We start from the raw sequence: 11693 nt of genomic DNA, 5'->3' as shown, positions 1-11693 counted from the left end.
TTATCGATTCGCGACCATGACTGGACCAGTTGCCAGTCGGCCGGAGTATGGGCCCTGGAGTTGCAGGCGTCCAAGACAGAAAAAGTTGTTTCCCATACCCGATGGGTATGGGGATAGAGCAAAGTGGCGAGACCGTCGGATACATCGCCGGGTGAGCCCGAGCACTGACCGCGCCTTTCTAGCCTTCGCCGGCAGCGGCAGTCTGTCTTCGAGCAATCACGTCTTTCGGCTGCCACGACACCGCGATATCGCCATCGATGAAGGTCTGGCAAGCCAGCCGGAAGCCCGCTGCGAGTTCGTCTTCCGTCAGCAGTTTCTTTTCCTTCGGCTTGACCGCGTCGGTATGCTCGCGGCCCTTGTCGATGCGGCACTTGCAGGTGCCGCACAGGCCGCCGCCGCATTTGAACGGAATGCCGCCCTGCTCGCGCAGCGACACGCGCAGCAGGTTGCTGTTGACCGGCGCGCTGACCGTCTTGCCGTGGTTGGTGAGGAAGGTGATCTGGATCATGGCGATGAATGCGTAGCGTACGGTCGGGTGGCTTCAGGATCGGCCGCCCACGGCGAGCGGCGTGGGCACGAGGGCGATGTCCATGGTGCCGAAGCTGGCCAGCTCGCGCAGCGCGGCGCGGGCGGCCTCCAGCGTGGCGTATTTTTCGAGGAACCTGGTCGATACCAGGTTGACGACGCCGGGCGGGGTTTCCTCCTGCACCCGCACCCTGGTATCGGCCGCCAGCTCGGCGATGACAAAGCGGGCCGTGCGCTTGCCGTAGAAGACGTAGTCGTACGCCTCGACCGCGGTCATGCCGTCGGTCGGTTCGGTGCGGAACTGGCCGGGGCGGCTGGTGAGCAGCACGAACATGTCAGGCTCCCGCGGTCGCCGTGGCGAGCGCGGCGGGCGCCGGCAGATCATCCTGCGCCAGCTCGATGTCATGCTCGATCCACAGCTGGCACGCCAGCCGGTATCCCTGCTCCAGCCGGCCGCCGAGCTGCTTCTTTTCCTTCCAGTTGGGCGGCGGCAGGTGCTCGGCGCCGGCGAGCACGCGGCAGGCGCACTTGGAGCATTTGCCCATGCCGCACTCATAGCGCAGGTTGGGGTAGGGGAACTGCCGGATGCCGGCGCGGACAACCAGGTTGGTCTGGGGCTTGACCTCGTCGGTGAAGGTTTCGCCGAGCTTGTGGAAGGTGACTTTGGGCATCGTTCGTTCTGGGAAGAATCAGGGAAATCCGGCTGCGGTGGTGATGCTCGCGCGCGCCTACGACCACAACACCATTGCCGCCACGGTGGAGCAGCCCAGCCCGATCAGCACCGGGAGCAGCAGCGCGCGCACCGCTTCCAGCACCGGCACACGGGCGAAGCCGGCCACCGCGATCAGCGACGACCAGGCGATCAGCGTGCCCCCGCCGGTCCAGACCGCGCCCATCTGGCCAACGGCCGCCAGCGTGGCCGGGTCGAAGCCGACCACCGGGCCGAGCGCGCCGGCCAGCGTGCCGGTCAGCGGCAGGCCGGCGAAACCGGAGCCGTCGATGCCGGTGATCATGCCGACCAGCAGCACGCCGAAGGCGACCAGCACGTGGTTGTCCGGGATCATGTGCTGGTAGGCCTGGATCAGTTCGAACAGCAGGCTCGGCGCCTTGCCCGGCGGCAGGCCGAGGATCTGCGCGGCAGTTTCGCCCGCGCCCACGAAGAAGAAGCCGGCGATCGGCAGCACCGAGCCCATCGCCTTGAAGGCGAAGACGAAGCCATCGGTGATGTGTTCCGGGCAGACGTCGAGCATGCGGCGCGGGCCTTCGGCCGCCAGCGTCGCCAGCATCATCAGCACCGCCGCGACCCCGCCGACCAGCGCGGCCGCGTCGCCGCCCTTGAGATCCTGCACGCCGGCGCCGAGCTTGGGCAGCACCATCACGGCGACCACGGCGAGGAAGGCAATCGGCGTCACGATGGCGAAGCACTTCGACCACTTCACCCGGCGCCTCGCGACCATCGACAGGCTTGCCTCGATATTGCTGTCGGTGGCAAGCGGTTCGGTGTGGGCGGTGCCCCTGGCGATCTCGGCCTTGTCGAAGGTGATGCCGCCGTCGATGGCCTCGGCGGTGCCGCCTGCCTGCGCCTGCCAGCGGTCGAGCAGGGTGCCGCAGGCCGGTACGATGTGCTTGCGCATCGACAGGTATGCCAGGCACAGCGCAATGCAGCCGGTGATGATTGACAATGCCAGCGCGCGGTCGGCCACCACCGCGGCGCTGACCGCCGCGCCGGCGGCCTTGGCGCTGATCCCCGGCGCGACGCCGATCACGTAGTCCGACGACAACGCCATGCCCTGCCCGGCGATTGCGATCGCCATCGCGCCCGCCAGCGGCGGCAGCCCCGCCGCGATCGCGGCCGGCAGCAGGATGGCCGAGACCAGCGGCACCGCCGGCGTCGGCCAGAAGAACAGCGAGATGACGTAGGTGATGCCCGCCAGGATAAAGAACGCCGAATGCCCGTTCTTCATCACCACGCGGAAAGGCTCGACCATGCGTATGTCGGAGCGCAGCGTCTTGAGCGCATTGAGCAGCGCCGTCATGAAGGCGATCACCAGGAAGATATTGAACAGCTCCTTGGCGGCGACCAGGCTCGCGGAAAACACTCCGCCCAGTGCCGACACCGGGCTTCCGGTCAGCGCAAAGACGACCAGGGCAGTGCCGACGATCGACGGGACGACAACATTGGCGCGCAGGATCATCGTCAGCACGATGACTGCTACCCCTGACAGATAGATCCAGTGCGCGGCACCGATCACGACTTGTTGTGACATGAAGACTCCCTGGGGGCGGAGGGTTTGTGGGGGCGATTCGATTCCATCGGGCTGCGCTGCACCCGTGTCGGTATACTATATTCCAGAGCATCTTCGCGCCAAGCGATTTCGCATCCGGACTTACGCTTAGGCGAGAACGGTGCGGAGTCGCTGTGAAGCGCACATTTATGGGGAATCTGGCCGCTTTCAGCCCCTTCCGGTGGTGCATGGGCTGCCCAGGCCGGTTGCCTGGCATCCCATGGATATGTAGACTGTATACCGTTATGTATCGATGTCGGCGGGACAAGCGAGCAAGATGAGCGGGACGCGTCCCCGTTCCCCGGGCGATCCGTCAACCAACCCGGCCGTCCGGCTGTCCCCGCCCCCACCACTTCCGCCATGCCCGACACATTGCTCACGCTGCTGCCCGCCGGCCTGTCCGTCCCGGCCTACCTGTCGATGGGAGCGCTCATCCTGACGGGCGCCTGCCTGCAGGGCGTGGGTGGGATCGGCTTTGCCATGCTGTCGGCGCCGCTGGGCGCGATCTTCTTCCCGGACCTGGTACCTGGGCCGCTGCTGGCAATGGGCTGCTGCCTGTCGCTGATGGGCGCTTTGCGTGAGCGCGAGGCCATCGTCTGGGACATCGCCGGTCTTGCGCTGGCGGGCCGCGCCCTTGGCGGCGCCGCGGCCGTGCTGACCATCGCCTGGCTGGCGCCGGGACCGCTGGCGGTGCTGTTCTCGGTGTCGATCCTCGCCGCCGTGGCGTTGAGCCTGCTGGGCTGGCGTCTGCTGCCGACCGCGCGCAACGTGGTCGTTGCGGGCACCCTGTCCGGCTTCATGGGCACCATCACCTCGGCCGGCGCGCCGCCGTTCGCGCTGGTCATGCAGCACATGGCGCCGGCGCCGCTGCGCGCAACCATGGGCTGCATCCTGTCCGGCGGCGCCGTGCTGTCGCTCGCCATGCTGGCGCTGGCGGGGCGCTTCGGCCTGCGGCAACTGGTGCTGGCGCTGGTGCTTGCACCGTTCCTGCTGGCCGGCTTCGCGCTGTCCAACCGGCTGCGCGGGCGCGTGTCGCCCACCGCGGTGCGCCGCTTGCTGCTGGGCCTGTGCGCGGCCGGCGCGCTGGGCGTGCTCGGCCGCGCGGCCCTTGCCTGATGCCGGCGGGCCCGCGGCGCTTCCGAATTTTTCCAGTTCAACCCAACCAGCGGAGTTCCCATGCAGCACATCACAGACGCGATGATCGATGCCCACGTCACCCCGGAAGATGCCCGGCAGGTCATGGAGGCGGCGTTTTCCAGCTTCGGGCGTGGCGAGGCCGCGATGCAGGAACGTGTCCGCACCGAGGCCGGCGGCGTCAAGCTGTCCACGCTGGGGGCGGTGATCCCCCAGCAGGGCGTGGCCGGGGCCAAGGTCTACACCACCATCAACGGCCAGTTCTCCTTTGTCATCCTGATTTTCTCGGCCGAAGACGGCCGCCCGCTGGCTTCATTCGATGCCGGCGCCATCACGCGCCTGCGCACGGCGGCCTGCACCACGCTGGCGGCGCAGCGGCTGGCGCGTCCCGGTGCGCGCACGCTGGCTTTGTTCGGCGCCGGCACGCAGGGCGTGCAGCACGCGCAGCAGCTCAGCGCCACGCTGGGGCTGGAACGCATCCTGGTGTCCGATCCGCACGCGGACGCCGGCATGCCCGCGCGGCTGTCGGCGCTGTGCGGCATCCCGGTCGTGCTGGCGGAGCCCGATGCAGCGGTGGCCGAGGCCGACGTCATCGTCACGGCTTCGCGCGCAACCACGCCGCTGTTCGCCGGCACGTCGATCCGGCCGGGCGCCTTCGTGGCCGCCATCGGCTCCAGCCTGCCGCACACGCGCGAACTGGATGACGCCGCGCTGCGCCGCGCCGCCGCGGTGGTGGTGGAGTGGCGGCCGCAATCGACCCGCGAGGCCGGCGATATCGTGCTGGCCGATCCCGAGGCGCTGCCGGCGCAAAAGATCGTCGAACTGGCCGACGTCGTGCTCGGCAAGGTGTCGCCAAGGCAGCGCGAGGACAGCGAGGGTGACATCGTGATCTACAAGTCGGTCGGCGTGGGCCTGGAAGACGTGGCGCTGGCCGGCCTCGCCTGGTCGCGCATCGCCGGCGGGGCGGAGCGCCGCGCCGCGTGAGCGGCGCCGATCGCTCCAGCGCCGGGTAAACACTGACGTGATTAGTCAACAGAGCCCTTGTCGTCGCTGATTGAATGTATATAGTATACAACCATGCCGAGCCCGATCTGTCTGCGACCCGGGCCTGGCATCCAACCCACCGAATCGCCCCACATCGCCAACCAGGAGCCCCCGTCATGGCCGAACTGATGAACCGCGAAGATTTCCGTGCCGCCCTTGAAGAAGCCATCAAAGGCAAGAGCGCCAACAAGGCGCCGTTCAGCGTGGCCTGGGCCAGCGGCAAGCTGACCCGCGCCCATCTCGCGCGCTGGGCCGAGAACCACTATCACTACGTCGGCCCGTTCGCGGATTACCTGGGCTACATCTACGCCCGTACGCCGGACCGCTATACCGAAGCCAAGGATTTCCTGCTCGCCAACATGTACGAGGAAGAGATCGGCGGCGACCGTCACACCGACTTGCTGATCCGCTTTGCCGAAGCCTGCGGCACCACGCGCGAGCGCGTGATCGACCCGGACAACATGTCGCCCACCACGCGCGGCCTGCAGAGCTGGTGCTACGCGGTGGCCATGCGCGAGGATCCGATCGTGGCCGTGGCCGGCCTGGTGGTCGGGCTGGAGTCGCAGGTGCCGTCGATCTACCGCAAGCAGACCCCGACGCTGCGCGACCAGTACCAGTTCACCGATGAAGAAGTCGAGTTCTTCGACCTGCATATCGTCTCGGACGAGATCCACGGCGAACGCGGCTACCAGATCGTGCTGGAGCACGCCAACACCCCGGAGCTGCAGCAGCGCTGCCTGAAGATCTGCGAGATCGGCGCGCAGATGCGGCTGCTGTACACCACGGCGCTCTACCACGACTACGTCGAGAAAGAGCTGCCGCTGCCCGAACTGGACATGGCCGCCTGAGCGGCGCCGCGCATCCGCACCGACGATGACCATATTCCTGAACCATATCGACGGCGAATGGACGGCCTGCCAGTCGGGCCGCACCTTCGACAACGTCAACCCGGCCGACACCGCCGACCTTGTGGGCCGCTTCCAGGCGTCGTCCGCAGTTGACGCGCAGGCGGCCGTGGCCGCCGCGGCGGCGGCCTTTGCCGGCTGGAGAAAGACTCCCGTCGGCAAGCGCGCCGCCATCCTCAACCGCGCGGCGGAGCACCTGGAAGCCCATGCCGACAGCATCGCCGCCGAGCTGACCCGCGAGGAAGGCAAGGCGCTGGCGCTGGCGCGCGACGAGGTGCTGCGCTCGGCCCAGACGCTGCGCTTCTATGCCGTGGAAGGGCAGACCTTCACCGGCGAGGTGTATCCGAACGACGACCCCGATCAGCTCGTCTACAGCCAGCGCGAGCCGCTGGGCGTGGTGACGGTGATCGCGCCGTGGAATTTCCCGGTGTCGATCCCCGCGCGCAAGATCGCGCCGGCGCTGGTGACCGGCAACACGGTGGTGTTCAAGCCGTCGTCAGAGGCACCGCTGTCGGGCTACCGGCTGGCCGAGGCATTGATCAAGGCCGGCTTGCCCAAGGGCGTGCTGAACTTCATCACCGGCAGCGCCACCGAGATCGGCGCGACCATCACCGAGGCGCCGGCCGTGCGCGCGATCTCGTTCACCGGTTCGTCGCGCGCCGGCGAGCAGATCCACCGCGCCGCGCCGCTGACCACGCGCACGCAGATGGAACTGGGCGGCAAGAACCCGCTGATCGTGATGGAAGACGCCGACCTCGATCGCGCCGTCGACCTGACCATCAAGGGTGGCTTCTCGCTGTCGGGGCAGGCCTGCACCGGCACCAGCCGCGTGCTGGTGGCCGAGTCGGTCAAGGCCGCATACACCGAGCGCCTGCTGGCGAAAATCGCGACGCTGAACGTCGGCAGCGGCATGACGCCGGGGATGGATCTAGGGCCGCTGGCCTCGCACAAGCAATTGGAAACCGTGCTGCGCTACATCGACATCGGCAAGTCCGAGGCAACGCTGCTGTGCGGCGGCACGCGCCTGACCGGTGCTGACTTCGACAAGGGCTATTACGTCGCGCCGACGGTATTCACCGACGTGACGCAAGCGATGCGGATCGCGCGCGAGGAGATCTTCGGCCCGGTGATCGCCATCATCGGCTTCACCGATTATGCCGACGCCATCGCCAAGGCCAACGATACCGAGTACGGCCTGGCCGCGGCCATCGTCACCGGCAACCCGCGCTACATCCACCACTTCGCCACCGACATCGAGGCGGGCACGGTCAAGATCAACCGCACCACCACGGGCAACCTGGTCAACGCGCCGTTCGGCGGGGTCAAGAGGTCGAGCACCTCGACCTTCCGCGAGTCGGGCCGCACCGGGCTGGAGTTCTATACGCAGGTCAAGACGGTCTACCGGGGCGCCTGAGCCCGGCCGTCGCAAGGAGTCACAGACATGAAGAAAGCCATCAAGCTGGAACTGCGCGAAGCGCGCCACATGGTTGCCGCCGCGATCCGGCGCTCGGAAGAAATCGGCGTGCTGGAGTCGATCTGCGTGGTCGACGAGGGCGGCTACCCGCTCGCGCTCGAACGCATGGACGGCGCCCGCATCACCGGGCCGCAGATCGCATGGAACAAGGCCTTTACCGCCGCGGGCCACAAGCGCTCCACCCACCTGTTCACTACGCCGCCCAACGGGCCGGCGCTGCCGGGCAACGAGGCCTTTGGCATCCAGTGGAGCTTCGAGGGCAAGTTCGCGGCGTTCGTCGGCGGCTTCCCGATCGTGGTCAATGACGAGGTCATCGGCGGCATCGGCCTGTCCGGCGGCAACGGCGAGCAGGACACGCAGGCCGGGCTGGCGGCGCTGCAGGCGCTGGCCGAGCTGCTGGCGCCGCAGGACCTGAAGGTGCTGGTGCAGGCCGACATCAAGAAGTAAGTACAAGTTCGTCTCAGCGGAGGTTCCATGTCGTACCGCATCCAGATCGCCGAAACGCAGCAGGTCTTTTTTGTCGAGCGCGGCGAGACGCTGCTGCAGGCCGCGCAGCGCGCCAGCATCGCGTTGCCGCACGATTGCCAGCTGGGCGGCTGCGGCACCTGCCGCATCCGCCTGCTCGACGGGCAGGTGCGCTACGACGAGGAACCGTTCGGCCTCGCGCCGGACGAAGCCGCCGCCGGCTACGCGCTGGCTTGCCAGGCGCAGCCGCTGGCCGACCTCGTCATCAGCGCCGCACGCGAGGACGAGGCCTGCGCCGAGCCCGCGCGGCACCGCGCGGTGGTGCAGGCGGTGCGCCAGCTGTCGGCGGACGTCATGCACGTGGAGCTGGAGGTGCCGGACGCTGGCGCGCTCGACTACCGCCCCGGCCAGTACCTGAAGCTGTTGAGCACCGACGGGCTCGCGCGCAGTTTTTCGATGGCTTCGGTGCCACGCGACGGCCGCGTCGATCTGCACGTGCGCCGCATTCCGGGCGGCGCCTTTACCGACGGCATCCTGCCGCGCATGAAGGCCGGCGATGCGATCGACGTCGAACTGCCGCTCGGCAACTTCTTCTATCGCGCCCGCGATTACCGGCCGCTGCTGATGGTGGCCACCGGCACCGGCATGGCGCCAATCAAGGCGATCCTGGAATCGCTGATGGGCGATCCCGACTGCCCGCCGGTGTCGCTGTACTGGGGCATGCGCCAGGCGCAGGACCTCTACCTGCACGACGACATCGCCGGGTGGGGCGAACGGCTCTACGACTTCCAGTACGTCCCGGTGCTGTCGCGCGCCGGGGCGGACTGGCAGGGCAGGCGTGGCCATGTGCACGACGCGGCGCTGGCCGACCTGGGCGACCTGAGCGAACACGCCATCTACCTGTGCGGCTCGCCCGACATGATCCGTGACGCCCGTGCCGCTTTCCTGGCGCGCGGCGCCAGTCCAGATCATATCTACGCGGACAGCTTTACCTTCCAACACCCTTGTTAAGACATGGCGGTATGCAAGAGGAGGCTGGTATACAATAACGCCAGCCTTTCCGCCTACGCCTCTGCCGACCCATGTCCCTCACTTCGTCTTCCGCCGCGCCCGCCGAGCCGCTGAGCCTCGGCGCCAGCCACTCGCCGCTGTTCGCCCTTGTCACCGACAAGGTGCGCGAAGGCATCCTGAATGGCAAGTACGCGCCGGGCGAGCGGCTGGTGGAAAACAAGCTGTCGGCGGAACTGGGCGTGTCGCGCATCCCGGTGCGCGAGGCGCTGCGCGCGCTGGCGAGCGAAGGACTGGTGCTGATCGAGCCGCGCCGCGGCGCGACCGTGGCAAGCCTGTCGCCGGTGATCGCGCGCGAGATGGTCGAGGTGCGCGCCACGCTGGAAGGCCTCAACGCCAAGCTTGCCGCGCAGCGGCGCGACCCGGCGCTGGTGGCGGAACTGGAAACGGTGCTGCGCCAGGGCATGGAAGCGGCCGCACAGGGCCGCGCGGATGAGCTGCTGGCGCTCAACACCCGCTTCCATGAGGTGCTCGGCACCATCGCCGCGAACAGCGTGCTGCAGGAAATGATGCGCTCGCTGCGCGAGCGCACCGCGGTGCTGTTCGGCCCCGCCAACGTGGTGCGCGCGCGCCAGAACTGGGACGAGCATGCCCAGATCCTGCAGGCCGTCATCGCCGGCGACGCGGACCTTGCCGCGCTGCTGGCCGCGCGCCATGTCTACAGCGCCGCCAAGGCGGCCGACCTGCCGGTGGGCGGGCAGGGCGCGGTGCAGGCGGCCTGAGCGAAGGCTGCGGCCCGGGCTGTCACCCGCTCCCGGCCGGTATTTCCCCAATCCGCGTTGTCATTGCCATTGCATGCCCCGCAACAGGGCATTGCATGCTTGCGAATGACGCACTGCACCAATAATGTGTATACTGTAGGCACTCAAGGTCAATTGGGATTTACCATGCAGTCGCCCGAGCAACGTTACCTGTCGCAACCCGTAGGCCAGCAACTGCTGCGCCACTTTGCAGCGTGCGACGCCGTGCGCCACGCCTCACCGCTGATGCCGCTGCGCCTGCGCGATATCGGCCGCTTCTTGCTGGCGCTGGGCGGCCGCGCGCCGCGCCGAAGCCATTGCTGATCCAGCCTGAATGACCGGGCGGCGCAGCGCGCCGCTCCTTCCCCTTTTCCCTCCTGGCACGCGTCCTGCGCGCCGTCGCAACCTTCCGTTCCTTCTGGCGCTGCCAGCGCGGTATCCGCACGCACATTAGCCTTGCACTGCGCGAAAGACGGAATATAGTATACCAACACAATCGCAGCACCTCCTGAGCCCATACGCCCCCCACCGCGCCTGAACCGCGCGGATAACGACAAGGAGCCAATGTGAACCTGCCGGACTGGACGACTGGCGGCTTTCCGCCGCTATGGGAGGTGGCACAACGGCTCGCCGGCGGCTCAGTTTCATCGGAGGAACTGGTAGACGCGTGCGAGGCAGCGTGGCAGCAATGGCACGGCGCCATCAACGCGCTGGTGCTGTCGGATTTCAGCGCAGCGCGTGCCGCGGCGCGCGACAGCGACCGGCGCCGCCGCGCGGGGCAGGCGCGCGGCGTGCTCGACGGCGTGCCGTTCTCGGTCAAGGAATCGTTCGACGTCGCCGGCTGGCCGACTACCTGCGGCAATCCTGCCTTGCGCGGGCACGCCGCCCAGCGCGATGCCGTAGTGGTGCAACGGCTGCGCGAAGCCGGCGCGGTCCTGCTCGGCAAGACCAACGTCCCGCTCGGGCTGCGCGACTGGCAGAGCTACAACGCCATCTACGGCACGACCCGCAATCCGCACGATCCGTCCCGCACGCCGGGCGGCTCGTCCGGCGGCAGCGCCGCGGCGGTCTGCGCGGGTTTGTCGTTCTTCGACGTGGGTTCCGACATCGGTTCCTCGCTGCGCAACCCGGCGCATTATTGCGGCATCTTCTCGCTCAAGCCGAGTCACGGGCTGGTGCCGCTGGCAGGCCACGGCACCGGCGCGGCGCGCTTCGGGGAACAGGACATCAATGTCGCCGGACCGCTGGCCCGCAGCGCGCGCGACCTCGAACTGGTGCTGCGCACGATCGCGGGGCCGGCCGATGACGAGGCGCTGCCATACCGCCTGCAGTTGCCAGCATGCCCGTACCGCTCGCTCGCCGACTTCCGCGTTGCCGTGCTGCCGACCCATGCCCAGGCGGAAGCCGACGCCGAGGTTGCCGGGCGGATCGAGCAGCTTGGGCACTGGCTGGCCGGCAAGGGCGCCCGCGTCGACTGGCATGTGCGGCCGGACTTCGACGCCGGCGAGCTGTGGCATGTCTACGTGACGCTGCTGCGCGCCACCACCTCCGTGCACATGGACGACGCCGCCTTTGCCGATGCGCTCGCCCGCAGTGCCACCGCCGCGGTGGGCGATCATGGCTATGCCACCCTGCAGGACACCGGCGCGACGCTGAGCCACCGTGACTGGCTGCGGTTGCAGGTTGCGCGCGAACGCTTTGCCGCCGCCTGGCGCAGCTTCTTCACCGGCTACGACGTGCTGCTATGCCCGGCCGCGGCCACCACGGCCTTTGTCCTTGACGAGGCGGGCGAGCCCTGGCAGCGCACCATCACCGTCAACGGCCGCCCGCAGCCAATGACCACGCAGCTGTTCTGGGCCGGCCATTCCGGGCTGTGCGGCCTGCCTTCGGCCGTCGCGCCAATCGCGCCATTCGGGCCAGGCACCGGCGGCCTGCCGGTCGGCGTGCAGATCGTCGCCGGCCGTTACCAGGATCTCACTGCCCTGCGTTTTGCCAGCCTGCTGGAGGAAGCAGGCCATCGCTGCCGGCCGCCGCCGCGGCCGGCAGCGTAGCC

13 protein-coding genes are annotated in these 11693 nt (G+C 68.4%); 9 read left to right on the top strand and 4 right to left on the bottom strand.

What is annotated here, in order from left to right:
- Positions 1-178 precede the first annotated feature (178 nt).
- From J8I82_RS04185 to J8I82_RS04170, 4 genes are read right to left on the bottom strand one after another with little or no spacing between them, the layout of a single operon-like run.
- Entirely contained in the window at positions 179-508 is a 330-nt protein-coding gene (locus J8I82_RS04185; protein ID WP_209754689.1) for a 2Fe-2S iron-sulfur cluster-binding protein, read from the bottom strand.
- Between the two features lie 33 nt (positions 509-541).
- On the bottom strand, positions 542-859 hold the full coding sequence (locus tag J8I82_RS04180; RefSeq protein ID WP_209754687.1) for a ferredoxin: 318 nt from the start codon (positions 857-859) through the stop codon (positions 542-544).
- 1 nt (position 860) lies between these two features.
- Complete coding sequence (locus J8I82_RS04175; RefSeq protein ID WP_209754685.1) at positions 861-1196, bottom strand: 2Fe-2S iron-sulfur cluster-binding protein; 336 nt, start codon at positions 1194-1196, stop codon at positions 861-863.
- A 57-nt stretch (positions 1197-1253) separates the two neighbouring features.
- Positions 1254-2792, bottom strand: a complete 1539-nt coding sequence (locus J8I82_RS04170; protein WP_209754683.1) for a hypothetical protein — start codon at positions 2790-2792, stop codon at positions 1254-1256.
- A 378-nt stretch (positions 2793-3170) separates the two neighbouring features.
- On the opposite strand from J8I82_RS04170, the gene J8I82_RS04165 reads away from it, so the two are divergent.
- From J8I82_RS04165 to J8I82_RS04125, 9 genes are all read left to right on the top strand, one after another.
- Positions 3171-3926, top strand: a complete 756-nt coding sequence (locus tag J8I82_RS04165) for a sulfite exporter TauE/SafE family protein (protein WP_245179386.1) — start codon at positions 3171-3173, stop codon at positions 3924-3926.
- Between the two features lie 60 nt (positions 3927-3986).
- On the top strand, positions 3987-4928 hold the full coding sequence (locus J8I82_RS04160; RefSeq protein ID WP_209754681.1) for an ornithine cyclodeaminase family protein: 942 nt from the start codon (positions 3987-3989) through the stop codon (positions 4926-4928).
- 176 nt (positions 4929-5104) lie between these two features.
- Positions 5105-5836, top strand: a complete 732-nt coding sequence (locus J8I82_RS04155; RefSeq protein ID WP_209754679.1) for an iron-containing redox enzyme family protein — start codon at positions 5105-5107, stop codon at positions 5834-5836.
- A gap of 25 nt (positions 5837-5861) precedes the next feature.
- Positions 5862-7307 carry an aldehyde dehydrogenase family protein gene (locus tag J8I82_RS04150; protein WP_209754677.1) on the top strand — a complete coding sequence of 482 codons (1446 nt, stop codon included), beginning with the start codon at positions 5862-5864 and terminating at the stop codon, positions 7305-7307.
- A 27-nt stretch (positions 7308-7334) separates the two neighbouring features.
- The gene (locus tag J8I82_RS04145; protein WP_013953475.1) at positions 7335-7814 is read left to right on the top strand and encodes a GlcG/HbpS family heme-binding protein; all 480 of its coding nucleotides are present in this window, start codon (positions 7335-7337) and stop codon (positions 7812-7814) included.
- 27 nt (positions 7815-7841) lie between these two features.
- Positions 7842-8843: a 2Fe-2S iron-sulfur cluster-binding protein gene (locus J8I82_RS04140; protein ID WP_209754675.1), complete on the top strand. Its 1002-nt coding sequence runs from the start codon at positions 7842-7844 to the stop codon at positions 8841-8843.
- A gap of 71 nt (positions 8844-8914) precedes the next feature.
- Positions 8915-9622 (top strand): GntR family transcriptional regulator, encoded by a 708-nt coding sequence (locus tag J8I82_RS04135; RefSeq protein WP_209754673.1) that lies wholly within the window; start codon positions 8915-8917, stop codon positions 9620-9622.
- Between the two features lie 165 nt (positions 9623-9787).
- Positions 9788-9964 carry a hypothetical protein gene (locus J8I82_RS04130; protein WP_209754671.1) on the top strand — a complete coding sequence of 59 codons (177 nt, stop codon included), beginning with the start codon at positions 9788-9790 and terminating at the stop codon, positions 9962-9964.
- A 242-nt stretch (positions 9965-10206) separates the two neighbouring features.
- Entirely contained in the window at positions 10207-11691 is a 1485-nt protein-coding gene (locus J8I82_RS04125) for an amidase (RefSeq protein WP_209754669.1), read from the top strand.
- The last annotated feature ends 2 nt before the right edge of the window (positions 11692-11693 follow it).

Origin of the sequence: Cupriavidus consociatus, assembly GCF_017814975.1 — a bacterium.
In the GTDB taxonomy this organism is placed as follows: Bacteria; Pseudomonadota; Gammaproteobacteria; order Burkholderiales; family Burkholderiaceae; genus Cupriavidus; species Cupriavidus consociatus.
This window is presented reverse-complemented; position numbering and strand designations above follow the sequence as displayed.